Genomic DNA, 25,973 nt, shown 5'->3' on the forward strand with positions numbered 1-25,973 from the left:
TCATCACCCTATCGTTTTGATTTCGATATTGCCTCACGAAGCGGGAACGCCAGATCGATAATTCCGATAATCCGAAGCGGACCAATGAAGAAGACCGCTGCCGCCAGGAAATATGGTATAACCGGATTCCATTTCTTTGCATGTGAGAGAAAGAAGAAGAAACCGATCGCTTGAATCATGAAGCCCAGATTAATTAACGGGGACAGATTCATGGCAATCATGGTCCAGTATGTTCCATCACTTTGTCTGGAGATCACTTCGATCAACAGAGCAAGGAAATAATACCAGATCAATGCACGCGGCATACGCCACTCTCTCGCTGGTGGAAGCTTCGATACCACCACACCCATCACGTTCAGAATTGGACGAGCTATGGCGTGTGTAATAAAGGCCATTACCATCGATGTGACAACGAGAGCAAACGGAATCATAAGCTGTGTCTGTTTGGCAACATCCTCGGTCATCTCAGGTGTCCATGCAAAACCGTTGATCATCTGATTCGATGTATTGGTTAACGGTTCAATGGTCAGTTTGACCACATCTTCAATATAACTGGACAGGTCGAATTGGAAAATGACACTGCCAACCAAGAGCAACAACAAGTATTCTGCCAACATCATGCCACTTCCCGCCATCAGGGCGAACAGAGCCGATTTGCGTGTTTTATACGCGTGACCCATAACGATCGCAGGCAGGGTGAAGATGAGCAGTAGTAACAGATAGATGGGGTGGAATACGACCAAAATAACTGCTACGGGCACGAGATGCCATATAAATGATTTTAAAGATAATGAAGCATACAAAATAACTCCCGGAATCATCATAAAAAATATGGCAAGTACCGATAAAGGAGTTAACAGCGAAAGTAGCAAGAGCAGATAAACTGCGCTCCAAACAGCTGATTTAAAGCTAAATTTCAACAAATTCACCTCTTACGCATATGATCTTCTAGCGAGGAAATATCCTGGTACCAGTCTTCAAGCTGGTGACCTTCCTGTTTATGCTTTTTCAACTTCTCAACTAGCAGTGCATCCAGATCCTTGAAAGGAATACCGAGCCTGCGGCCCAATATGTAACTACTCATAATCAAACTGGCAAGACTGTCCCCGATTCGAGTTGTACTGCCTTCCCATAACGCCTTGAATAATCGGGATACCTGATCAAGCACTTCGGTTTTCAGCCATTCAATCACTTTAGCGCGTTTGGCTACATCCAGTTCTTTAGGCATTTGGCGAAAGTCACTCTCCCCCGAAAAAGCTTTATTCTCGATTATAGCATAAAAAGAGGGCCCGCAAAATTACCCCAAAAAGCGGAGAAGTTCTCCGAAACTGATGTCAGGTACTTATGCGGAGTCCTCCGTACATCCTATCGACCTATATATTTGTAAAAAACTTCGAATCCGCCCCTGATTTAGGACTTCTTAAGTTTAACATGATACCGGACGGCTGTGATTATCCATCATGACACAATAATGTTTAAATTCGTAACAGCCTTACTTAGCCTTGATCGATTCTTTGGCTACAATGCCCTCGCAGTACTCAATTATCTGACTCCGTCTGACAATACCAATGAACCGATCCATATCATCGACCACAGGAACAAAGTTCTGAACTTTAGCCAGATTAATCAGGTCCTCCATGTTGGCGTTAATCGATACAGGTTTCATATCCAAGCGAAGGGGAACATCCTTGAGCAAGAACTTTGAAGCGTTTTCAAATGAAATCTTTCCCTCGGCATTCTTCATATACCACAGTAAGTCGCCTTCGGTAACCGTACCAATATATTTGCCCTCTTTATTCAAAATGGGTACCGCCGTAAAACGATGATATTCCATCCGTTCCAACGTTTGCCGCAGCGTAGAATCCGACGTCACGCACGTAACCTCTTGTTTGGGTAGCAAAAAAAATGCGATGTTCATACCCTTGTGTATCCTCCTTGTGAATTTCTTCGTTCAACTTATCTCGCTCAACTTATATTATACGGATCAGAACGCAGGATGTTCCAAAAGGATAATAGTTCTCAATACAAAGAAAAAAAACAGCAGCCCGCGAATAAACGTACTGCTGATTGTGGTCTACAACACATCATTGGTATGGAATTGGTTATTCAATCTTTTGCCGGTCAGGGATCATGACTTCACCGGCTGGGGTCGATTGATCCATCCAGTTGTTAATCAGCTCTTTGGCATATTGGACATCTTTCTCGTCAGCCTGACCATAATAGATACCGTCTTTTTTCATTCCCTCACCCAGGATGGTGAAGCTTGAAATCTGCGGTTTCTCCTGAGTAAGCACTTGTTTGGCCAGATCAATAATGAAAGAAGCTCGCATATCCGTCTGGAAGCTGTCTCCCATGATCTGAATCAGTTCCGGAATTTTGGCAATTTGATTCAAATTCAGCATCTCATTCGCCATCGCGTTCAGGAAAATCTGCTGCCGCTTGGTACGATTAAAATCGCTATCCTCACGGTATCTTACATAATACAGTGCTTCCTGCCCGTCATAGATCGGCTTACCACCTTCAATCGTGAATTGCACATGATCCGGGTTCTTGTTCACAATGTCCTCATCGATTGGCAGTTTTACACCACCAAGCGCATCAACCACTTTTTTGATTCCATCGAAGTTGATCGTTGCATAATAACCCACATCAGCATCAAGGAATTTCTCCACCGTATTGATGGACATATTCTCCCCACCAAAAGCATAGGCATGCGCCAGCTTATCATAATCATCTTCGCCGTCCTTGTTGGCATCCCGTCCTACAATCTGCACATACGTATCACGTGGAATGGATACCAGAAGCACACGGGATTCCTTCGGACGTACTACAGCATAGATGACGGTATCCGAACGTCCACGCGTCTTCTCATAGGCGCGTTTGTCCGAACCGAGCAGTAACACGGAGAATGGTTCCTTACGGTATACCGTTGGATCAGGCGTGTTGTTGCCTTCTTGCGGTACATAAGAACGGGATAACTGATCTTCTACTGAACCGGCGAGAAACAGATCAAATGCCGCTACAGCCAGCTGCTGACGGAACAAATAACCTCCGATTAACAAAACAACAAGTGATACGAGCGTTATATATAGGCCTTTTCTTCTTTTCTTCTTCTTATCTTTAGTTCTGCTTTTCATCCATTGATTCCTTCTTCACTGTCAAAATGATACTGCCTACTATATAAGTTTCATCTAATATTTACACTAATAACGGAGAGGTCAGAAAAAACCTGAAGAAGCGTAGCGCTCGCCTTTATCACCGGATTTTTACCTTTGGAATAAGGAAATCAAAAAAATCTGGGGATAACAGCGATCGGAAGGTTATTCTGAACTCGCAGTGATGAGGTGTAACGATTCGTTCAACTTATATAATACCAATTAAACGTCTGGGATGCCTTGTGACTCGGTGTTCACTGAAGTTTTCTCTCTCTGGAATCAAGACACCGCTTACGCTCGTTCTATTGTAATCATTGCAGGAGCAAGAAAAGTTACAATCCGGTTAAATTGAAAAGAACAGCGGCTCCTTTTTAGCTACAAAAGGTACACTGTTCTCTTCATTTCTAACGTTATCGAATCAGTTTGTGGATATAATTTCCACATGTTGGCTCTTCTCTTTTTGACGCAGACGTCCCGTTATAAGCGCAGCTACCAGCGTAAGCACACTGAATACCACCGCAGACCAGAAAAGGCCATTATAACCCTGCCCTGTCGTTTGATGCACTGCCTGGAGCAACACATCACGGATGCCTTCATCAGGAATCTGGGACAGGCCCTCTGTCAGACTGGAGACATCACTCCCTGTTGCTCCACCCGATGCATATTGCTCCAGCATCTCCGGAGGCACCTGAATTCCTTTGTCAGCGAATCCTGCCTGAATGTTGGATCCCAGATTAATGAAAGAACGTGCCAGGAATCCAGCGAAAATCGTAGGCGCAATAGCCATCGCCATCTGGCGGAATAACGAACTGGTCGCTACCGCGATGCCCTTGTTGTTATCCCCCGCCTGTTCCGTGACAAGTACGTTAACTGGCGCACCAAGCATCATACCGAAACCGATACCTACGAATGTACTCGCGATGACAAATTGCCAGATATGCTCCACCCATAGCGGGAACAGCAGGAATCCAATGGCAGATAGCAGCCCCGCAACCGATAACGTCCAGATCGGCCCTTTGCGGTCAACGAGGTATCCACCTCCACCTGCCCCGATGCCGGATGCCAGCGCGAGTGGAGTAAACCAGTACCCGGAAGCTGTATTGGATACGCCGAGATATTGCTCAACAAATCCGGGAATGAAGATCACTGAGGCCAGAATGGCTCCCGAGAAAAAAGCAATTAGCAACGTCCAGCGAAAGGACGCAATGCCCAGAAGCTGTGTCGATACAACAGGTTCACGTTCAGATCCTTCCAGCCTTTTTTCCATGAAGTAAAAGAGCACCAGAAGGATTACACCTGCCATGAAAAAGCCGTAGAACATCGGTGATCCCAGGCTTTGAAGCATGTTCACACCGTCCAGATTGCTGAAGCTATACATTAAACTGAGTACACCCAACGTTAGGACAGCAATACCGCTCCAGTCCACTGCTGCACGATTCAGTTCCTGCTCTTCCTGAATAAATCGAATACCTGCTATGAATAGCAGAATGGCGATAGGCACGTTAATCAGGAATAACCAATGCCAGTTGCCAGTCAGATCCAGTATAAAAGCACCGACATTGGGTCCCAATATAGCGGCAACACCATTCATCCCTCCGAGCAGACCCAAGGCTGTACCTTGTCGCTCCGCCGGGAACTTGCTTAATACGTATGAGCTGGCAATGATAAAAATCCCACCACCGCCCAAAGCTTGAATGACACGAGCAATCAGGAAAAAGGTAAACGATGTGCTCAACGCGACAAGCAGGGACCCGATCCCAAACAACGCCACTTCAATCAAAAATAATTTCTTGCGACCATAACGGTCCGACAGTTTGCCCGCAATAGGTACACTCACCGCAAGCCCAAGCGTGTAAAGCGTAATCGTCCATGCTCCCCATGTTGGCGACACACCAAATGATGCATTTAAGGTGGTCAGTGAAGAGGTGATGATCCCGTTATCCAGCGCAGCCATAAATACCCCTATGGCAAACAAGACTAGCGGCCATTTCATTTGTTTTTGCATCATAAGTTACCTCCCGATCAGATCGTAAATTCAGTATCGTACAGTTGGTTTGGTACATATATATTAAACTGGATTGAATAATAATGACTCACTGGTCATTTTAAAACAAAAGAAAACCATATGTCAATTTAATAATATGGTTATATGGATCAATTTACCTCTGATTCGATAAAATAGAGCTACCACATGTTCAGTCGAACCTGCGGACAGCCCTCATATCTTATCTAACGTACTAACGCTTACGTAATGTCAATAATCTGGTCTGACTCGGTTTCCCGAAAACCCATAGTTGAATAACTTCCGAGTCTCCACAAAACGCCCTTCACGAGTATCTGTTCCAAATACAACTGATATCAGTCTTTTGCCATCACGTTCAGCTGTCCCCACAAAATGATATCCGGAATCTTCATCATACCCGGTCTTTAATCCGTCATTCCCATCGTAAGCATACGGCCCACCAATAGAGGACAACATCCAGTTCGTGTTACTCATGTACATCCCTTTTTGGTGCATTGATACTTGCATTTGACTGGAGATTCTTAAAATCTCGGGATGGTTATTCAGCAGATATCGCGCAAGCTTGCATGCATCTATAGCCGTCATTAAGGTCTGCCCTTGTATATCCATCGGACGGTTAGGACCAAGCAGCTTTTCACTGAGGCCCGTTGAATTCGTGAATTGTGTATCCTCAGAAAGTCCAATCTGAGTTGCTTTGTGATTCATCTGTTGCACGAACTTCTGCTCTGTACCACTGATATGTTCAGCCAGAGCAACCGCTGCATCATTGGCTGAATAGACAGCTACGATCTCGAACAACTCCTGAACGGTGAACTGCTCTCCCTGTTTCAGGGTCAGTTGACTGCCCCCCACGGAGCTGGCATACAGACTCACATTAACAAGATCATTCCAGCCTATATCACCATTGATCACGGCCTCCATTACTAACAGTTCTGTCATCAACTTACTGACGCCTGCCGGAGCAATCTCTTCGGAGCCGTTAAAATCCATTAAGATCTGTTCAGAGTTCATATCCATTAATACCGCAGATTCAGCTTTAATTCCCGGTTTGCCTACCAGCATGTCCGGTTTCACACCCAAATATATAATAAGCAAGAGAGCCAGCAGCATACCTGCCCGTTTCCACCATTTTTTCATAAGATGATCACCTCTTACCTATATAGACGAAGTAAAGAGGCATTTTGTCTGCACTTTTTTGAAAAAAAGTTAAATTTTTTTTATTTTTTGGTTACAAAAAAACATGAACCCCATACACCCATGCCAGAGTGTACAGAATCCATGTTTTTAAAGACACTTTTTATTCATTTTCCCAGGAGAATTCTTCATTAATAATCTAGCAACCGACTTCTTAAAGGACCCCAATCCTTACAGCTGCTAATTTAAGAATGTTTTACTGAGCTACAACTGCTTTGTCTGCATTAACTTGCAGGTCGCTCAGGTAAACGCCTGTTCCATCACCAATCGCATAGTTCATTACACGTTTGTTAACGGGTGCTACAACTGCACGATACAGTGTAGGGAATACAGGAACTTCATCTACCATGTATTGCTGCCATTGATTGTAGATCTCTTTACGCTTGTCTACATCAAATGCTTCAGCTGAGATACCTTGTGCCAGCAATTTGTCATTCTCTTCGCTGGAGAATCTGGAGAAGTTGTAGAGTGCATCACGGCCATACAGACCAGATGGATCTACGTCAATACCAACGCCCCATGCTGCTTGATACACATCAATGTTCGGATCATCTTTACCTGTGTTACCTACACGGTCATAGAAGCTGTTGAACTCAACCATTTCCAGATTTACTTTCAAACCAATAGCTGCCCATGATTGAACATAATAACGAGCCAATGGTTCAGCTGTGTCTCCACCAGTCATGGATACAAAGTTGATTTCGAGTGGTGTTCCATCCGGATTCGTACGGAATTCACCATCCAATTTATAACCAGCTTCGTCGAGCAATGCTTTCGCTGCTTCTGGATCATATGTTACACCCTTATTGTTGGAATCATGGAATTCTGGGTGAGATGGTGGAATCAAGGTTGTTGCATTCCAACGCAGGCCATTATAGAAACGTTTACCTACTTGATCGTTATCTACAGCCATCCACATGGCTTTACGCAAGTTTTTGTCGCCCATTTTTGCTTCGGCATTGCTTACAACTTTTCCGTTCTCTTCATCCCACGTACCCAGTTTGAAACCGATGTACGTATAAGCACGATCGATTGCGCCCAGGAATTCTACGTTGGACAGGTTAGCATTGTCTTTGTATTGATCTGTCGGGAATGCATCCACAAGATCTACCCCGCCAGATTTCAGTTCTTGAACAACCGTTGTCGGGTTGATAACTTTCAGAGTTACACCATCCAGTTTTGGAGCTCCACGCCAGTAATCATCGTTTTTAACAAAAGTTACAGACTCACCTGGAGTGATAACATCCACTTTAAATGGACCAAAACCAATTGGTTTTTCACGTACTTCTTTGGAAGAAGACATTTTGGCTACATCCATATCGCCGAAGATATGTTTAGCCAGTGGATACGTCCATACGCCACCTGTCAGCAGGGACGGAGTAGATTCTTTATACGTAATGCTGATTTGTTTGTCGCTCAGCACTTTAATACCAGAGATTGTTTTTGCTTTTCCAGCATGATACTCGTCCATACCTACTATGCTAGTGAAGTTGGAGTCATAACGTGGACCATCATACGCTTTGTTACCAATCACTTCATAAGCAAACTGCAGATCTTCAGCCGTTACCGGTTTGCCATCATGCCAGTTCACATTATCACGAATGGTCAGTGTGAACGTTTTGCCATCTTCGGAAGTCTCATATGTTGCAGCACCATCATTGGTGTACACATAGTCTTTATCCCAAGTCAGCAAACCTTCATCAAACCATTGAAGAACCTGTGCATCCGGGTTACCGGAATAGAAGTTAAAGTTCAGTGTACCTTCAAAAGCAGTATCCGATACAAGTCCGAATGTAACTGATCCACCCTCAATCGCAGTACCCTCATTCGTTTTGACATTGTTGAAGTCATCAATGGAGTAAACGCCCTCTTCATTAGCAGGTTTTTCCTCCGTTTTTCCCTCTTCTGTGTTGGAAGCTGGAGCTGGAGTAGCTGCTTCTTTCTCAGAGCAAGCTGCGAGCACCAATACAAAGACCAACATCATCGTGAAAAATAGTCCCCGTGAAAATAATCCCTTTTTCATGAACCTTTCCTCCCTTTTTTTAACCTCTTCTTTGTCTTGCATCAGTCGCACGCTTTAGGGCTTGACCGACATTATTTATACTCAACATCAATACCAGAATCAGTACCGATGCGGGTAGCCATATCCACCATCTGGACTCCAGGGTTTGCGGATTACGTGCATAACTTACGAGTGTTCCAAGACTAGGTGTACTTTCGGGAAAACCAAATCCCAGGAAAGATAATCCTGATTCGAGGCCAATGTTGGCAGCGAGATTCAATGTCATCGTTACGATGATAATGGAGCTCAGATTCGGAAGAACCTGTGAGAAAATGATCTTGAGATGCGATGATCCCAATGTTTTTGAAGCTTTTACATATTCAAGTTCTCTCTCCTGCAGTGCCTTAGACCGAATTAATCTAGCAATTCCCATCCATAGGAAGGCAGTCATAATTAGCGAGAACGAAACAATATTATATTTGGGTACTGCTGTAACAAACGCGATAACAATCATCATGAACGGGAGAATCATGAAAAAATCCACGATACGCATGAATATATTGTCAATTAATCCTCCGAAATAACCAGAAAGTATACCGATTACGATCCCCAAGAAACCTGTCATTACCGTAACTAGAATGGCAATGGATAACGAGTTCCGAGTTCCGATGATTAGTTGTCCAAATACATCACGACCTCCGTAATCTGTTCCTAACCAGTATTGTGCAGAAGGCGGCTCATACAAAGCGAATAGATCCACTTTAACAATTTCATCTTGATCCAGGATCAGAGCAGTTCCATAGACTATTAATAAAACCAGTCCCAAAAATATGAGCGAGATTAGTGCCACCTTATCCCGGACAAGCTCTCTCCATAAGATACTCAAGCTGGAGGGGCTCTTATCAATCTTCTGTGAAGTTACAACGACATCATTGGCCTTGCTCATCTTATTCACCCCGAAATCTTCAAGTTCTTACTTGATCCGTATACGCGGATCTACTAATCCCAGAATAATATCAGATAACAGCGAACCCAGGATTGTAGCTATACCAAATAGCAGGACAAGTGCGGTTACAACACTGAAATCACGAAGAGAGATTGAGGTAAGGAACAGCTGCCCCATGCCCGGGTAACTGAATATACTCTCAATGAAAATAGTACCTCCGATAAGTCCTGTAATCTCATAACCGAAGAATGCGGCAATCGGCAGTAGAGAGTTCCTTAAAATATGCCTGTTGTAAACTCGTGACTCCGAAGCGCCCTTGGCTCGCGCAGTAAGAACGAATTCTTTATGCTTGATATCAACAATTTCGCTCCGTAAGTATTGAACGGTTGATACCGTAGTAATCAGTGCCATGGATAATGCCGGTAATAACAGATGATAGAACTTGCTTGTAATGTAACTGAATGTGCCTGGTGTAAGTCCAGGTGCCACGCTGCCCCCCGTTGGGAATAACCCAAAGTGGAAACCAAAAATCCATAACATAACCAGTGCAAAAATGAACAACGGTGCTGCGAACCCCAGATAGGTGTAACCCGTAATTAACCGGTCAGACCATGTATCATTATAACGACCACTGATAATACCAAGTGGGATCGCGATCAAATATGTGAAGACAAGTGTTGCAAAAGCCAGCCAAAATGTATTTGCAATTCTTTGACCAATCAGATCAGAAACTGGCATCTTGAATCGGAAAGATTGTCCGAAGTCGCCCTGTGCGGCATTTCTGATCCAGTCCCAATACTGTACATACCATGGATTGTTAAGTCCAAGTCGTTCCCTCTGTTCATCCAAAGCTTTAGGATCAATACTTGGATCGAGCAATCCGGTTAGTGCATCTCCTGGCATGGCTTTGGCCATCAAAAATACCAAAAGACTTAATAAAAAGATTTGAGGGATCATAATCATGATTCTTCGTACTATTATTTTCCACATATGGCCTTCAACCTTTCTGAGGTAGAGCTACTCGGTGAGTATCGGAAATGGATTTGAGCGAGTATGCAAGCCCTTCCTCATCAAAGAAATTTCGGTATGAATTTTCATACTCAGATTTGACCTGTTGACGGAAGGCTACCATTTCCTCTCGTTTGGTTGGGTCCATATCCGGAATGGCTGCAATGAGACGTTTGGTATAGATGTGTTGTGGATTCTCAAAAATATCATTTGTTGTGCCCTGTTCCACATATCGACCTTTATACATAATTCCAATCTGATCACACATATGACGGATGATGCCCAGATCGTGACTGATGAACAGATAGGTCAGATTTAATTCTTTTTGAATTTCCTGCATGAAGTTGAGTACCTGAGCCTGTACCGATACATCGAGTGCAGATACAGGTTCATCAGCGATAATTAACTTCGGCTTCAGTGCAATAGCCCGTGCAATGCCGATCCGTTGACGCTGCCCCCCTGAGAATTCATGCGGATATTTGTAGATTGATTCCGGACTCAGGCCAACCTTTTCAAGTAATTCTCTTACTTGTCTTTTTTCCTCGGTAGCTGTCAGACGCTCATAGTTACGGAACGGCTCAGCGATAATATCGATAACCCGCTTCTTTGGATTCAGTGATGAATATGGGTCTTGAAAAATCATTTGTACATCCCGCTGGAGCTGCCTGTTCTTACGTCGCTCCGTAGCCAGATTTTTGCCGTTAAACAGGATCTTTCCGTCAGTGACATGGTTTAGCCCAATAATGGCTCTGCCTGTTGTTGTCTTACCTGAACCTGATTCGCCAACTAGACCATAGGTCTGTCCTTCTTCAATGGAGAAGCTAACATCATCAACAGCCTTTACACTGCCAATTTCCCGTTTAAGCAATCCACCGCGAATTGGAAAGTGTATCTTGAGCCCTTCTACTTCGAGTAATGCCATTATGTTATTCCTCCTCAGCTTTGGTCAGGGAAATGAAAGTGCTGGTAACAGGTACACCGTACAAAGTGACCTGGTGCAATTTCATGCATCTGTGGGTTCTCTTCATGAGCCGATTCACTAATCCATGGAATTCGGGCTTTGAATCTGCACCCTTTGCGAGGAAGATTTTTGAGTGATGGTACGATGCCTTGGATGACATGTAATTTGGATCTTTCTTCAGACAGGGTGGGAATAGAGTTCAACAATGAGCGGGTATATGGATGCTTCGCATCGTTCATCAATGTGAAGATATCTGCGATTTCAACAATTTCGCCTGCATACATAACTGCTACGCGATCAGCCATCTCAGCTACGACACCCAGATCATGTGTAATCAGAATAATGCCTGCGTTAATTTCACTCTTCAGATCACGGATCAGCTCCAGAATCTGTAGTTGAATCGTAACGTCAAGCGCCGTCGTTGGTTCATCGGCTATGAGTAGTTCCGGTTTGTTGGCAATCGCAATGGCAATAACAATTCTCTGTCTCATACCACCAGATAGTTCGTGGGGATACTGCTTGTATATTTGTTCGGGACGTGGAATCCCTACCTGATTCAATAAGTGAATGACCTTTTCTCTCTTCTCTCTGGAAGACAGCTTGGACTGATGAAGTGTGAGAATCTCTTCAATCTGTTCACCAATAATCATTAGAGGATTTAGTGCGGACAATGGGTCCTGAAAAATCATGCCCATTTCTTTGCCGCGTAGCTTGTTTAATTTGCTTGGGGAGATGTTGGCAATATCTTGTCCTTTATAGAGAATCTGGCCTTCGATCTTTGCTTTGTTATGCAAACCCATAAGAGAGAATGCAAAAGCACTTTTACCTGACCCGGATTCACCTACAATCGCCAACACTTCATTTTTCTTCACCGTAAGGTTAACGTGATCCACTGCTGCATAATAGTCATCTTCAATTCTGAATGATGTTGTTAGATTTCTGACTTCCAATAGCTCTGTATTCAAATCAATCACCCTAACCCCATAATTTCCGTAGATTGTATTCGTGTGTAGAAATGCATCCACTGTATATTTCCAAGTTCTTGAAGATAACGAACAATAGCTTATACAAAATACCAAATTGTTAGGAGAAACAAGTTTAAGAGACTTATATTTAGACCATTGGTCAATTAATGTTGATAATTCCTAGCGGAATTATATATCAAAATAATTAATGTAATCATACGTGTAATTTTAGCTAACGTCAATGCTTATTTTGAGATTTTTGGTATAAATGTTTTTTATACTACAGATTTGGATATTAGTAATACTATAAAGGCTTATAGCAGGGAATTTGAGAGGCGTTATCTTGTTTTTGGCTGTGAGGTTTACATAGGCAATTGGTCAAAATAACATATACATAACATAATAGTTACATCTAGTGTATGTGTATGCTTTAAATTAAGTAGACAATCTCAATTTTGCGTGAGGTAAATGTTACATATATGAGTGATGATTATATCTCGATCTATAGCTGAATTTTATTGAACCGGAGCCGTTATGCTTACAATTGAAATAATATGTGCGATCAGAGTAAAAAATCTAGTTAATCTAGTATAGTTTTATTTATTTGCTAATGTAAAGACCAAATTGTCATCTTTTATCATTTATTTTACAAAAGAAAGAAAAAAGCCCTGCAAAATGCAGAGCTTATCTAATAATTATTCATTTAAGTGTATATATAACACCTTTTACTGAGAGTCAGGGGGTCTTTTACCACGTTTTAACTCATTAATACTCAGTCCAAAATCCATCTGCAAGTGAGGATAGTCCGGAAAGTTTGCCCAGTCTCCACCCCAAGTGAAACCTAACTCTTTGGCGAGATCCACAATTTCCATCCAGTCTGCCTCGCCATTGCCGTTATCATCCCGTTCCATATCCCACACCACATCACCCTCAGGCGTCCTCAGTGCAAAATCAATTGCCAATCCGTAGTTATGATATGACTCACCACCACGTGCATTAGTAACGATATTGCCTGCGCTTGAGCGTCCTTGGTTGAATAGTGCATCTTGCTCCTCGGAACTTCGGTAACCGTGGGTGATAACAATCTCTATTCCACGTCTCGCTGCCTTACGTACCAATAATTTCTCATTCTCTGCTACCACAGGATGTAGGCCGGTGATTGGCAGAGCTTCTTGGATTGTTGTCCCAGGCCACATATTATCTATATCATCTTTTTGCTGTAACCATACATATATAATGGAAAGTAAAAGAGTAGCTATAATCCAGGTTTTCAGACTTTTTTTTCTCTGTTTGCCTTTACGTTTTGATGTATTCATATCCACTCCTGGTGTTTATTCTGAAATAAACAGCTATTCCTGCTGCCTGAACCTTTTCAGTAGATTAGACTCTATTATAATTCATTTGAGCCTTGAATGCTTCTATCACCACAGTATTGAATTCTTCCATTTGTTAGAGTGGATCTGTTATTTCTAATAATTCTATTGATATATACAAAAAAGCAGCCGGCTATAAGCCGACTGCTTCGTATGCAAGCTGAGTAAAAACTACTCAGTTGTGTATGGCAATAATGCGATTTGACGGGAGCGTTTGATTGCAATCGTCAGCATGCGTTGATATTTAGCGCTAGTACCTGTTACACGGCGTGGCAAAATTTTTCCACGTTCGCTGATAAATTTACGAAGCAAGTCCGTATCTTTATAATCGATGTGAGTAATTTTGTTAGCTGTGAAGAAGCACACTTTACGACGTTTATTACGGCCGCCACGACGTGCCGGTCTTTTATCGTTGTCTCCGCCTTCTCTTTGCTTGAAGCCCATGCTTTTCAGTCCTTTCCTATCATGTAACCCATATCTCCTAAGAGTATCAGCTCATGTTAAAATGGCAAATCATCATCCGATATATCAATCGGTTTTCCGTCATCGGAAAAAGGATCCTGATTGTTGCTACGCGAATTATTGTTATTGTTCGCGCGTCCGCCGCCTCCATAAGAAGGCTCTTCACGCATTGGTTGCCCACCGCCGCCACCGCTATTATCACGGTTAGCTGACTCCAAGAAACGGACATTATCGGCAATGACTTCGGTCACGTATACACGTTTTCCTTCGTTATTCTCGTAGTTCCGTACTTGAATGCGTCCTTCGACTGCAGCCAGGCGTCCTTTGCGCAAGTAGTTCGCACAGGTCTCGGCAAGCTGTCTCCAGGTTACGACCGGAATGAAATCGGCTTCCTTTTCTCCCCCTTGGCTTGTAAACGGTCTGTCCACTGCCAAAGTAAATTGCGTAACTGCTACTCCTGCTGGAGTGTAACGCAACTCAGGATCCCGGGTTAACCGTCCGATCAGAATGACACGGTTCAACAATGTAATCCCCTCCTTCAGAGCGTATTGGTGCGTTAATCACGAGTAGTCTTAAGCAGACTTAACGTCGTTGGTAATGAGATAACGAATTACTTCGTCAGAAATCTTCATGAGACGCTCAAGTTCAGTTACAACTGCTGGTTCAGCAGTGAAATGTACCAGAACATAAAAACCATCACGGAATTTCTTGATCTCATACGCAAGACGGCGTTTACCCATAACGTCGTGAGCTGTAACTTCACCACCGCCGTTGGAGATGATGCCTTGGAATTTATCGACTGTAGCTTGAACAACTTCTTGCTCAATGTCAGGACGAATAATGTACATCACTTCATATTTGCGCATAATTTTCACCTCCTTATGGACTCTGGCCCTCAATCTAGGTTGAGAGCAAGGAACGAGCACAAACTCGAACTATATTAATATAACAAATACCGAGTCAAAGTGCAAGCAAACGTTCCCTGTACATATTGGCACATGATCAGCCCGGCTATGGAGCACACTACAGAAGTAACAAAGTAACATAATTTGCAGAGGAGGTTTTATCATGGGTGAAAAAACCGAGTTTGAGCCAGGAGACAAAGCACCAAACGATGGAGAGTACACGGAAGTTGGGGAGAAAAGCTTTGTCACGGAAATTCAGAACCCAAAGCGTGTTACGCTGCAAAAAGGTGAAGCTTTCCCCGAAACAAGCAATCAAAATCGTAAGTGGAAGAAGCTGACCAAAGCCCGCGTCCATTAATCGCAATAATTTTTTGACGATCGATGTATATAAAACGGAATAAAGCACATAATACAATCAGGCGGTGCACGAGAGAGGTGTGGTTCCGTTGGACAACGAAGCCGATCATTCGCTGTTGGAGATTCATCACGTAATTTAAGAAGCAAGTGGTTATGTGTAGTAAGGCCCTTCGTCTGAAGCACGCGTATTGCTACATGCAGTACACCAAGTGTCTGATTGTTACGACCGATTGTTTCCTAACAAACAAATGCACCGCCGGATAAAGAGCCCTTCGGGGCTCTTTGTTTTTCGTTCGAGTCATTTTCGAGTCATTAATGATGCATCTGATATCGATACATTTCAATACATATTCAATAAAACGTTATACAAAAAAAAGACTTTCCTAATGGAAAGTCTTCTTATCGATCTTTTTATTAAACTCAATGTGTATTGAGTAAATTACAATTGAAGTGGCGGAAAGGGTGGGATTCGAACCCACGCACGCTGTGACACGCCTAACTGATTTCGAGTCAGCCCCCTTGGGCCTCTTGGGTACCTTTCCGCAGCAATATTGATTATAGCATGATCATTTACAGAACGCAACACTCCTACGGAGCCTGCATGTAAACGTTATTACGCATACTGCATACCGAATTATTGCAAGCTCAGGATTCAGTGGAATCTTCCGCTGAACGCAGTACCTTCTTCATGTTTTTCTCGAATTTCGCTCTTGGAATCAACACGCTGTGTTTACATCCGACACACTTGATCCGAATATCCATACCCATACGAATGATCTCCATCTCATTGCTGCCACAGGGATGCTGCTTCTTCATCTGCACAATATCCCCAAGCTGGAAACTTTTACGCTCCACCTGTGCCATCCCCCTCATCTTTCTCCAAAGCTACTGCCTGTTCCAATACAGCTTGATTGCTCATCTCATGATACTCCAGCGTTTTCTTCACATCGCCCTGAATCTGACGTTCCACCGAAGCACGAGAGTTAGGCATACATTCAGCCACAATTCGCACCACATACTCTGATGTGGACATCGACTGTATACCGAGCACATCCGGCACCTTCACAATATTTAGGTCACGCTCTTCAATCCCAACCAAAGACTTTTTCACCAGATGTACTGACTCATCGAGACTTAAGTCCGCCTTCATCGGAATATCCACTACAGCCAGCGAATTCGACATGGAGTAGTTCGTTACACTTGCAATCGCCCCGTTTGGGATAATGTGCACTTCGCCTTGCCAGCTGACCAGTTTCGTTGTTCTAAGTCCGATCACTTCAACCGTTCCCTTGTAGGTTCCCGTCTGAATAACATCCCCCACAGCGAACTGGTCCTCCAATATAATGAAGAAACCGGTAATAACATCCTTGACCAGACCCTGTGCACCAAAACCAATGGCAAGCCCGAGCACACCAGCACTCGCGAGTAGAGGTCCAACTTGGATATTGATCTCAGATAACAGTAGCAGAATCATAATGAAATTACATGTTATGGAGGTCGCATTTTTCAACAGTTCCCCTACGGTTACGAACCTGCGCGGATTCACGCGAATCTTGCCTTCCTGCTTGCGTTCCATGGAACGATCTATAATTCGATAGACTACCTTAATGACAATACGGGTGATGATAAAAATAATGATGATCCGGATTGAGCTGAACATAATGTTAAGCCACATTTCTGGATCTGCAATTTTGTTCCAGACTTTATCCGTCCAACGAAGGGCTTCATCCACGGCGGCTACCGAACCGCTAGCTGTAGTCCCTTGAGCAAACTGAAATGACAACATTCATCATCCCTCCTCTACATCGGTATGTTATCATAGCTGTCTTCTGTTTTGAAATAGAGGCCTCGGATCTCTACGAACTCGTTACGAATGATCTTCTGCACTCGCTCCAGATCCTCTTTTGGAAACTGAATACATAGCGCACACCCTGCTGTAATTTCTTTTGGTGTAGGGAACAAATCAATCTCTATCTCAGCAAACTCCAGCAGCATTTCAGCACGCAGTGCCTGCTGGGTTGAATCAAACGCAATCAGCATCCAATCGTTAATCCATTCGTCCATATCCGGCTCCTTTCGCCATACGTTCAACCCTAGAGAAAAAGCTTGTCCTCGTGAAGTATAAAACGCTCTACCTTTCCATATACTGTTACTACTATTCCAAGGGAAAGGATAGATCCTATGAATCCTACTTCGCGTTCCTTTTCATCACAAGACATGACCAGTTTGAAAATCCCCCATACCGATCCAGGTATTCACTCAGCCATTACCCATCGTTTAATGTTCCATCTCTATAAAGCCCATTCTCTGCAAAATGTAGTGATTGTCTGCATCGGCACAGATCGCTCAACAGGCGACTGCCTTGGTCCTCTGGTCGGATCAGCCCTTTCCAAGTGGGACAGCCCTTTATTCCATCTATATGGTACCTTGGATGAACCAGTTCATGCGATGAACCTGCAAGATACACTCCACAACATACAGAAAACACACCATAACCCTTATGTGATTGGCATTGATGCCTGTCTCGGACAATCATCCAGTGTGGGATGCATTCAAGTTGTGAATGGTCCACTCAAGCCGGGTGCGGGGGTAAATAAAGAATTACCGCCGGTCGGCGATATCCATCTGACAGGTATCGTTAACGTCGGCGGCTTTATGGAATACTTTGTTCTACAGAACACACGGCTCAGTCTTGTTATGCGCATGTCCGAGATTATTTCCAGCAGTCTATACTCGGCCATTCGGGAATGGCATACACGTTCTACTCTGCTTGCTGTGCCAGAGTAATAGCTTCCTTTTCCTCTGGGGACAGAGTATACGTGGACTCTCCCCCTTTAAGAGGTTTGGCATATACGTAAGAACCGTCACGGTTATATATCCCCGTAAGGATCATGCCATCCTGGCTATCGTTAATCATAGCCATTGAGAAGCTCAGATCACTGCCACGCTCTCCATATGCATTGTACCTTTTCACGCCAACTTTACCTTGAATGCGGGTCAGCTTTTGCATGACAACTTGCAGCTGATTCGTTTGCAGTTTGTGTTCATCCTCAATGCTGTCCATCTGAATTTTCAGATTAACCAGCAACGATTCCAGGTCCTCTACTCCACTGCCAGCCATCATGGCTTCATATTTACGTTTAAACTTTCGTAACTTTGCCCCTTGAACAATACTCACAATCAGCAAGATCACCGTAAGTAATGCCATTCCGCCAATAATCCATAACAGCTGTTCCAGAATCAGCTCGTTTAATTCAGCCATGTAATTGCAACTACCCCTCTATATTTTTGATCAGATTAACGTCTGTCCTGTAATATTATCATTCTTTATAAATCAACCCGATATCCATAAGCTTAATCAAGCAACCCTATATCAAATGAGTTCATCATTTCAACTCTAATCTAGTCTGCCCCAGTCAATTCCAACACTGCCTTAACGAGTGCTTCCACATGTTCTCTAGTTGAATTGTACCCCACACTGGCCCTTACTGCTCCGGTAGCGGTTGTACCAGCAGATTCGTGTGCAAGCGGTGTGCAATGAAAACCGGAGCGAACCGCAATCCCATAATTCCGATCTAAACGGAAGGCCAGTTGTGCTGAATCATACCCATCTACAGTAAAAGATACTAATCCAGTGCGTGGCTGTCCAATCTCTGGACCAAGCATTCGTATACCCTTAACGGATGACAGCCCATCCATTATATGTTGGGTCAGTTCCCACTCATGTTGGTAGATGAACGCGGGTGTCATCTCAAGTACATGTTTCACACCCGCATTCAGCCCTGCGATCCCGACTGTATTCGGCGTCCCCGCTTCATACCGATCAGGACGCACCTTTGGTTGCTCTACAGCTTCTGACTGACTTCCTGTTCCTCCATGAAGTAAAGGCTCTATATCGAGCTCTGGAGCAATGTACAAGCCCCCTGTACCCTGAGGACCAAGCAGTCCCTTATGCCCTGGAAAAGCCAACATATCTATGCCCAATTGTTGTACACTCACAGGCATAACCCCAGCACTCTGAGCCGCATCTACCAATAAGATCGCCTGATGTTTACGACATAGGAGCGAAATTTCTCCAATAGGAAGAATACTGCCAAGCAGATTCGAACTATGTGTACATACCACCAATCTGGTATTGGAACGAAACATACGTTCCATTTGCATCAGATCAATGGCTCCCGCAGCATTAACAGGTACATAATCAATCTCCACATTTCGGAGTCTGCGCATATACTCTAGTGGTCGTCTGACTGAGTTATGTTCAGCCATGGTGGCAATCACATGGTCGCCCTCTCTGAGCGAGCCTTGAATCGCCAGATTCAGTGCTTCTGTCGTATTTGATCCGAATGCAATATCATTCGCATTTTTGATTCCAAAGATATTGGATATGGATTTTCTCGCCTCGAACAATACACGACTTGCCTGAACAGCCATACGGTGACTTCCTCTGCCAGGATTGGCTCCGGCAATCTCCAATGCACTCAACATCGCATCACCGACAGCAGGTGGTTTGGGCCAAGATGTTGCTGCATGATCTAGATAGATAACTCCCTCCACCTCACAACCACCTCTGTCCTATAAATTAATAATTCGCCTGCACATATTGCACATATAACCCTATAAACAAAGAATGACATATCGTTTCTCCATGGTACAGAGGCGATATGTCATGACATGAGTAAGCCCCGCATGTTGTTAATGAATCATAGAGCCGACTGTTATTGTAACAATTCCAATAGCCGTTCCAGATCCTGTTGACTGTAGTAGTTGAGCTCAATTTTACCTTTATCTTTATTGTGCTTGATTTTCACTGTGGTTTTGAAACGTTCACGAAGAGATTCTTCCAATGTATCAATGAATGGATCTTTCTTTTTTAACTTCGATTTGGCTTTAGCCTCACCTGTTTTGGAGCGATCCAGTTGTTGAACAGCTTCCTCCAACTCACGTACACTCCATTGCTGATCAATGGTCTGTTTCGCAAGTTGCTTCACTATAACCTCGTCTTTAACACCTACGATCGCACGTGCATGTCCCATAGATAATGTTCCACGTGAAACATGGTCTTTTACTTCTTCGGGCAAAGATAACAGACGCAAGAAGTTAGCAATGTGAGAACGTGATTTACCTACTTTTACAGACAACTCTTCCTGAGTCAACGCGAATTGATCCATTAACCCCTGATAAGCAACTGCAACTTCCATAGCGTTCAGATTCTCCCGTTGCAGGTTCTCGATCAACGCAATCTCCATTACCTGCTGATCACTGAAGTTGCGGACTACAGCCGGTACCGTGGCATTACCACAATATTGCGAAGCTCTGAACCGTCGTTCTCCGGCGATAATCTCATAACCTCGTAATACAGGACGAACAATAATGGGTTGTATGACACCATGCTGACGAATGGACTCAGCAAGTTCATGTATTGCGCCCTCATCAAATACTTTACGTGGTTGATAGGGGTTAGCCCGCAGTTGACTAATCGGGATTTCTACGACTTTATCATCGTCATTAATTGAAAGCGAAGGAATGAGGGCATCAAGACCTTTTCCAAGCCGCTTACTCATAAGAAATCACTTCCTTTGCGAGCTCTAAATACACTTCCGCCCCTCTTGAACGAGGGTCATACGTGATAATGGATTGACCATGAGATGGTGCTTCACTAAGCCGTACGTTACGCGGAATAATCGTTTGATATACTTTTTGTTGAAAATACTTTTTCACTTCTTCAATAACCTGAATCCCCAGATTGGTCCGCGCATCAAACATCGTCAGCAATACCCCTTCAATCTGCAGGGATGTATTCAGATGTTTCTGTACCAGACGAACTGTATTGAGCAACTGACTTAATCCTTCAAGTGCATAATACTCACACTGAATCGGAATGATCACCGAATCGGAAGCAGTCAACGAATTGATCGTTAACATACCAAGAGAAGGTGGACAATCGATCAGTATGTAATCATAGTTTTTTTTCACCATGGCGAGTGATTTTTTCAGGCGAACTTCCCGTGATATCGTGGACACCAATTCGATCTCGGCTCCGGCAAGCTGAATCGTTGCAGGTATGATATGAAGGCCTTCAATCTGAGTCTCCAAAATCGCTTCTTGAGGAGGAACCTCATTAATAATGACATCATATATACAATTAGCCACATCTGCTTTATTGATTCCGACTCCGCTGGTTGTATTCCCCTGAGGGTCAATATCGACAAGCAATACTCTTTTCCCGAGTGAAGCCAGTCCTGCACCCAAGTTAACAGATGTCGTCGTTTTCCCCACACCGCCCTTTTGATTTGCTACGGCCATAATCTTAGACAATTACTTCACCTCAAATAAAATAGGAGTCTTTTCTGTAGGTTGTGAGATATTGTTAACAAAAAGCAGGCGGCTATCGTCCACACAAACAACAACTACCGTTCCATCAATATACCGACCGTTCTTTAAACATGTCAGACCTAACTTGCTTTATAGACATAAAAAGCGGCCCATTGCCGCCATAAGCTTCAATTATTTGCGTTTTGGAATATGGATAACGATCTCATAATGATCCTCATGGTCTGCTTCTTTTGTTTTGATGTCCAGACCTGAGCCAGTTACCATATCAATGGATTGGCGAATCGTATTAAGTGCAAGTCTTACGTCTTTGGTAAAGGAAACACGTCTAGATTTTTTGATCTTGGAAGATTCCTTGTAGAAGGCAACACGTACCTCTGTCTGTTTCACATTCAATTCTTTCTCGATAATCTCACCGAGCAACTTCATCTGCAGTTCTTCCGTATCCAGAGAAAGTAATGCTCTTGCATGCCGTTCAGAAATTTTGCGTTCCATCAATGCGGCCTTAATGCCGTCCGGAAGCTGTAACAATCGAATTTTGTTGGCGATGGTTGACTGGCTTTTGCCGAGTCGTTGTGCAAGACTTTCCTGTGTCAGTTGATGCAAGTCAATCAGCTTCTGATAAGCGACAGCTTCCTCAATTGAAGTCAATCCTTCACGCTGCAAGTTCTCAATCAGTGCAATGGATGCGGCCTGAGAGTCGTTGAATTCACGCACAATAGCCGGAATCGTATCCAAACCCAATTTTCGAACTGCACGCCAGCGACGTTCCCCGGCAATAATCTCATATGATCCATTTCGCACGCGAACGACGATAGGCTGAATTACGCCATGTGTTTTGATCGTCTGCAACAACTCATCAATTTTATCATCATCAAAAATAGTACGGGGTTGATATGGGCTGCTCACAATTTCATTAACCGGAATTTGTTTGATCTCATCTCCGTTATTGCGCTCCGCCAAACCAAACAACTTCGAAAATTGTTCTTTCATTCCGCAGATTACCACCTAGTTTCGTAATAGCTCCCACAGTCTTTGCAGGTGCTTCTTATTCAATAAGCGACCCTTCACATGCATCGTTCTTGGAATAAGTTTTGCCTTTCATAACGCTTCCTGTCATGCAACATCGAACGCATATCCATCTATCTATACATATAATCTATGATCGCTGTGACCCAGGATCGGATACTTCTATTCTATCATCTTTTCTATCATAATCCTATGCTTACCTATTCTTTAAACTCTGCTAATTTTCCTGCTTTTTCTTTGTGAATATTGAAAATATGACGACTTGTACACATTGAATTCCTGAAAATGTTCCTGAGCTACTGTGCGTAAAATTCATCATTACAGGGTTCTTTAAGACATATGTAATACAGAGTATCTGTAATGTTAATCCGTCCTCCATTTCAGAAAACAAAAAAAAGAGAATGTTTCACGTGAAACATCCTCTTTATCTATGTCTAAAATTCTATTTTGTTTTGACTGATTTCAAAACCATCAAGCAACTATATCAGCGGAGTCTTCATTGGAGTACCTGGTTTGCGTGGATACTTATATGGTGTCTTATCAAATTTCTGAATCAGAATAATGTGACGCTCTGATTCTTCAACCGGCAGCTGGAATGGATGAACAGCCTTAACCCGTCCTTTCAGCTGATTGAAGCTGAACTCCGCTTCCTTCATTTCTTCACGCGGGTCTCCGCCCTTCATGGCAGCGAATATTCCACTTTTACGAACAAACGGAAGGCAGAATTCATTCAGCACAGCCAGCTTGGCTACTGCACGCGCCGTAACGAGATCGTAGCTGTCACGATACCCTTCTTTGCGTCCAATCTCTTCAGCACGTCCATGGACCAATTCCACATCAGTCAGGCCAAGGATATCTACCACATGCTGAAGAAAGCCAATACGTTTATTTAATGAATCAATGATCGTAAGCTTAATATGCGGGAAACAGATCTTCAGTGGCAATCCCGGAAAACCCGCTCCTGATCCAATGTCAGCAAGCTTATTCACTTTGGTCATGTCAGTATAAAAAGCCAGCGATACCGAATCATAGAAATGTTTTGTATACACTTGCTCCCGATCCGTAATTCCAGTCAGATTCATCTTTTCATTCCAGGATACCAGTTCCTGATAATACAATTCGAATTGCTCCAACTGGAGTTCGCCCAGCTCTAATCCATGTTTCTTTAAGCGCCGCTGCAGTTGCTGTTGAATATCGTCCATTATTGTCCCCTTGCTGCGGTTACACGGTTATAATGCTCCAGGTAGACCAGCAGAATGGAGATGTCGGCAGGAGTAACTCCAGCAATACGAGAAGCCTGACCTATCGAGATTGGACGAATCGTAGCGAGCTTCTGTTTGGCTTCCATAGCAAGACCATGAATCTCATCATATACGATAGTGTCCGGAATTTTCTTTTTCTCCATCTTTTGCAAACGTTCCACGTGGATCAATTGTTTCTCAATATAACCCGCATATTTAATTTGTATTTCCACTTGTTCTTTCATATCTGCTGTCAGTTCTACCTCAGATGGTGAGAGCTGTTCAATCAGTTCATACCCCAGCTCCGGGCGACGCAGCAAGGTAAGCAACGTACTACCATCCTGAATAGGTGTAGATCCGTACTCTTCCAGCTTGGCATTCACTTCAACCGGGCGAGCTTTAGCCACTTTCAGACGTGCGACTTCCTGCTCGACTTTCGCCTTTTTATCCAAGAATTTCGCATAACGCTCTTCAGGGATCAGTCCAATGTCATGTCCGATTTCCGTCAAACGCATATCTGCATTATCATGGCGAAGCAACAGACGATATTCAGCGCGTGAAGTCAACAGACGATACGGTTCATTTGTACCCTTTGTTACCAAATCATCAATCAGCACGCCAATATAACCTTGGGAACGATCCAGTATTACCGGCTCTTTCCCCTGTACTTTGAGTGCAGCGTTGATTCCAGCCATAACACCTTGTCCTGCCGCTTCTTCATAACCGGAGGTACCATTAATCTGACCCGCCGTAAACAGACCTGGTAGACGTTTAGTTTCCAGTGAAGGCCACAATTGTGTTGGCACCATCGCATCGTATTCAATCGCATAACCATTACGCATCATTTCCACTTTTTCCATACCTGGAATTGAACGCAGCATAGCCAGTTGAACGTCTTCTGGCATACTCGTAGACAACCCCTGTACGTAATACTCGGATGTGTTCTTGCCTTCCGGCTCAAGGAATATCTGATGTTTCGGCTTGTCGCTGAAACGAACAATTTTATCTTCAATGGAAGGGCAATAACGTGGTCCGGTTCCTTCAATAAGACCCGAGAACATCGGAGCACGATGCAGATTATCATTAATAATCTGATGTGTATCCACAGATGTATACGTCAACCAGCAAGGCAACTGCTCATTATCAGAAGATTCTGTTTCATAGGAAAAGAACTTCGGCTTGTCATCACCAGGCTGAATTTCGGTTTTGCTAAAATCAATCGTATCCTTATGCACACGTGGTGGTGTACCCGTTTTGAAACGAACCAGATCAAAGCCCAGTTCACGAAGATTCTCTGACAATTTAAGAGAGGGTTGTTGATTATTCGGTCCACTCTCATACATCAACTCGCCCATAATTACTTTACCGCGCAAGTATGTGCCTGTTGTCAGAACGACCGCTTTAGCCCGATACTCTGTTCCGGTCTGAGTCACAACGCCTACACATTTTCCGTCTTCAACGATCAGTCGATCAACCATACCCTGACGCATTGTCAGATTACGTTCATTCTCCATTGTTTCCTTCATTTTATGCTGGTAGGAGAATTTATCTGCCTGAGCACGAAGCGCGTGAACAGCAGGCCCTTTACCCGTGTTAAGCATCCGCATCTGAATAAAGGTTTTATCGATATTCCGTCCCATTTCTCCACCAAGTGCATCAATCTCACGGACAACATGTCCTTTAGCCGGTCCCCCAATAGATGGGTTACAAGGCATAAAAGCCACCATATCCAGATTGATCGTAATCATTAGTGTTTTGGACCCCATACGAGCTGCGGCCAGCGCGGATTCCACACCAGCATGCCCTGCACCAACGACGATTACATCATAACTGCCGCCATCAAAAGCCATTCCCGTTTACCTCCTTATTCCGCTGCATTTGGTGTAACTCACGCAGACGGATCATGTTCTACAATAATGAAACTACTTCTAACCGTTCATCGGAACTTGCATCCCTATCTATATGAAACCAACACGTAATGGCTACAATATCATTCTATCCTTTGACAACAGGCAGAAA

The 25,973-nt window shown here is 43.7% G+C and carries 27 protein-coding genes and 1 tRNA gene; 2 read left to right on the forward strand and 26 right to left on the reverse strand.

Annotation, left to right across the window (positions count from 1 at the left end; all coding sequences use genetic code 11):
* Positions 1-8: 8 nt before the first annotated feature.
* From NSQ20_RS31505 to rpsF, 15 genes are all read right to left on the reverse strand, one after another.
* On the reverse strand, positions 9-920 hold the full coding sequence (locus NSQ20_RS31505) for a DUF2232 domain-containing protein (protein ID WP_340031552.1): 912 nt from the start codon (positions 918-920) through the stop codon (positions 9-11).
* Positions 921-925: 5 nt separating this feature from the next.
* Complete coding sequence (locus NSQ20_RS31510; RefSeq protein ID WP_036611930.1) at positions 926-1,228, reverse strand: MazG-like family protein; 303 nt, start codon at positions 1,226-1,228, stop codon at positions 926-928.
* A gap of 264 nt (positions 1,229-1,492) precedes the next feature.
* Entirely contained in the window at positions 1,493-1,918 is a 426-nt protein-coding gene (locus tag NSQ20_RS31515; protein WP_036671868.1) for a CBS domain-containing protein, read from the reverse strand.
* Between the two features lie 184 nt (positions 1,919-2,102).
* Positions 2,103-3,137: an LCP family protein gene (locus NSQ20_RS31520; RefSeq protein ID WP_036671869.1), complete on the reverse strand. Its 1,035-nt coding sequence runs from the start codon at positions 3,135-3,137 to the stop codon at positions 2,103-2,105.
* 436 nt (positions 3,138-3,573) lie between these two features.
* Positions 3,574-5,160 (reverse strand): MFS transporter, encoded by a 1,587-nt coding sequence (locus NSQ20_RS31525; RefSeq protein WP_340033073.1) that lies wholly within the window; start codon positions 5,158-5,160, stop codon positions 3,574-3,576.
* Positions 5,161-5,409: 249 nt separating this feature from the next.
* Positions 5,410-6,315 (reverse strand): D-alanyl-D-alanine carboxypeptidase family protein, encoded by a 906-nt coding sequence (locus NSQ20_RS31530; RefSeq protein WP_036671873.1) that lies wholly within the window; start codon positions 6,313-6,315, stop codon positions 5,410-5,412.
* A gap of 253 nt (positions 6,316-6,568) precedes the next feature.
* Entirely contained in the window at positions 6,569-8,395 is a 1,827-nt protein-coding gene (locus NSQ20_RS31535) for an oligopeptide ABC transporter substrate-binding protein (RefSeq protein ID WP_338707432.1), read from the reverse strand.
* Between the two features lie 19 nt (positions 8,396-8,414).
* Positions 8,415-9,320: an ABC transporter permease gene (locus tag NSQ20_RS31540; RefSeq protein ID WP_338707433.1), complete on the reverse strand. Its 906-nt coding sequence runs from the start codon at positions 9,318-9,320 to the stop codon at positions 8,415-8,417.
* Between the two features lie 27 nt (positions 9,321-9,347).
* On the reverse strand, positions 9,348-10,310 hold the full coding sequence (opp4B, locus tag NSQ20_RS31545; protein WP_340031554.1) for an oligopeptide ABC transporter permease: 963 nt from the start codon (positions 10,308-10,310) through the stop codon (positions 9,348-9,350).
* Positions 10,311-10,317: 7 nt separating this feature from the next.
* The gene (locus tag NSQ20_RS31550) at positions 10,318-11,250 is read right to left on the reverse strand and encodes an ATP-binding cassette domain-containing protein (protein WP_338707435.1); all 933 of its coding nucleotides are present in this window, start codon (positions 11,248-11,250) and stop codon (positions 10,318-10,320) included.
* 14 nt (positions 11,251-11,264) lie between these two features.
* Positions 11,265-12,254: an ABC transporter ATP-binding protein gene (locus tag NSQ20_RS31555; RefSeq protein ID WP_036612047.1), complete on the reverse strand. Its 990-nt coding sequence runs from the start codon at positions 12,252-12,254 to the stop codon at positions 11,265-11,267.
* Positions 12,255-12,979: 725 nt separating this feature from the next.
* Complete coding sequence (locus NSQ20_RS31560; RefSeq protein ID WP_127547524.1) at positions 12,980-13,570, reverse strand: M15 family metallopeptidase; 591 nt, start codon at positions 13,568-13,570, stop codon at positions 12,980-12,982.
* Between the two features lie 228 nt (positions 13,571-13,798).
* Positions 13,799-14,071 carry a 30S ribosomal protein S18 gene (gene rpsR / locus NSQ20_RS31565; protein ID WP_017691433.1) on the reverse strand — a complete coding sequence of 91 codons (273 nt, stop codon included), beginning with the start codon at positions 14,069-14,071 and terminating at the stop codon, positions 13,799-13,801.
* Between the two features lie 56 nt (positions 14,072-14,127).
* Entirely contained in the window at positions 14,128-14,613 is a 486-nt protein-coding gene (ssb, locus tag NSQ20_RS31570; RefSeq protein WP_017691432.1) for a single-stranded DNA-binding protein, read from the reverse strand.
* A gap of 48 nt (positions 14,614-14,661) precedes the next feature.
* Positions 14,662-14,955 (reverse strand): 30S ribosomal protein S6, encoded by a 294-nt coding sequence (gene rpsF / locus NSQ20_RS31575; protein WP_036611944.1) that lies wholly within the window; start codon positions 14,953-14,955, stop codon positions 14,662-14,664.
* 202 nt (positions 14,956-15,157) lie between these two features.
* On the opposite strand from rpsF, the gene NSQ20_RS31580 reads away from it, so the two are divergent.
* Positions 15,158-15,352, forward strand: a complete 195-nt coding sequence (locus NSQ20_RS31580) for a YjzC family protein (RefSeq protein WP_036611947.1) — start codon at positions 15,158-15,160, stop codon at positions 15,350-15,352.
* A 450-nt stretch (positions 15,353-15,802) separates the two neighbouring features.
* Here NSQ20_RS31580 and NSQ20_RS31585 read toward each other — a convergent pair.
* The 4 genes from NSQ20_RS31585 to NSQ20_RS31600 form a co-directional block, all read right to left on the reverse strand.
* Positions 15,803-15,893 (reverse strand) — tRNA-Ser (locus NSQ20_RS31585).
* Positions 15,894-15,996: 103 nt separating this feature from the next.
* Positions 15,997-16,206: a DUF951 domain-containing protein gene (locus NSQ20_RS31590; RefSeq protein ID WP_036611950.1), complete on the reverse strand. Its 210-nt coding sequence runs from the start codon at positions 16,204-16,206 to the stop codon at positions 15,997-15,999.
* Positions 16,196-17,137, reverse strand: coding sequence for a mechanosensitive ion channel family protein (locus NSQ20_RS31595; RefSeq protein WP_340031555.1), 942 nt, complete (start codon positions 17,135-17,137; stop codon positions 16,196-16,198). The genes NSQ20_RS31590 and NSQ20_RS31595 overlap by 11 nt, the downstream gene beginning before the upstream one ends.
* 14 nt (positions 17,138-17,151) lie before the next feature.
* Positions 17,152-17,415: a DUF3343 domain-containing protein gene (locus NSQ20_RS31600; RefSeq protein WP_017691427.1), complete on the reverse strand. Its 264-nt coding sequence runs from the start codon at positions 17,413-17,415 to the stop codon at positions 17,152-17,154.
* 117 nt (positions 17,416-17,532) lie between these two features.
* Here NSQ20_RS31600 and yyaC point away from each other — a divergent pair, with 117 nt between their 5' ends.
* Positions 17,533-18,138, forward strand: a complete 606-nt coding sequence (gene yyaC / locus NSQ20_RS31605; protein ID WP_036611957.1) for a spore protease YyaC — start codon at positions 17,533-17,535, stop codon at positions 18,136-18,138.
* Here yyaC and NSQ20_RS31610 read toward each other — a convergent pair.
* The 7 genes from NSQ20_RS31610 to mnmG form a co-directional block, all read right to left on the reverse strand.
* Complete coding sequence (locus tag NSQ20_RS31610; protein ID WP_036611960.1) at positions 18,113-18,613, reverse strand: DUF4446 family protein; 501 nt, start codon at positions 18,611-18,613, stop codon at positions 18,113-18,115. The genes yyaC and NSQ20_RS31610 overlap by 26 nt on opposite strands.
* A 140-nt stretch (positions 18,614-18,753) precedes the next feature.
* Complete coding sequence (locus NSQ20_RS31615; RefSeq protein ID WP_340031556.1) at positions 18,754-19,908, reverse strand: aminotransferase class V-fold PLP-dependent enzyme; 1,155 nt, start codon at positions 19,906-19,908, stop codon at positions 18,754-18,756.
* 161 nt (positions 19,909-20,069) lie between these two features.
* A complete protein-coding gene (locus NSQ20_RS31620) occupies positions 20,070-20,915 on the reverse strand; it encodes a ParB/RepB/Spo0J family partition protein (RefSeq protein WP_036611964.1) in 846 nt (281 codons plus the stop codon).
* Positions 20,908-21,669, reverse strand: a complete 762-nt coding sequence (locus NSQ20_RS31625; protein ID WP_036611966.1) for an AAA family ATPase — start codon at positions 21,667-21,669, stop codon at positions 20,908-20,910. The genes NSQ20_RS31620 and NSQ20_RS31625 overlap by 8 nt, the downstream gene beginning before the upstream one ends.
* 189 nt (positions 21,670-21,858) lie before the next feature.
* Positions 21,859-22,677, reverse strand: coding sequence for a nucleoid occlusion protein (noc, locus tag NSQ20_RS31630; RefSeq protein WP_340031558.1), 819 nt, complete (start codon positions 22,675-22,677; stop codon positions 21,859-21,861).
* A gap of 515 nt (positions 22,678-23,192) precedes the next feature.
* Entirely contained in the window at positions 23,193-23,915 is a 723-nt protein-coding gene (gene rsmG, locus NSQ20_RS31635) for a 16S rRNA (guanine(527)-N(7))-methyltransferase RsmG (RefSeq protein ID WP_036611970.1), read from the reverse strand.
* Positions 23,915-25,804, reverse strand: a complete 1,890-nt coding sequence (gene mnmG, locus NSQ20_RS31640) for a tRNA uridine-5-carboxymethylaminomethyl(34) synthesis enzyme MnmG (RefSeq protein WP_340031559.1) — start codon at positions 25,802-25,804, stop codon at positions 23,915-23,917. The genes rsmG and mnmG overlap by 1 nt, the downstream gene beginning before the upstream one ends.
* Positions 25,805-25,973: the final 169 nt, after the last annotated feature.

Source organism: Paenibacillus sp. FSL K6-1122 (assembly GCF_037977015.1).
In the GTDB taxonomy this organism is placed as follows: Bacteria; Bacillota; Bacilli; order Paenibacillales; family Paenibacillaceae; genus Paenibacillus; species Paenibacillus amylolyticus.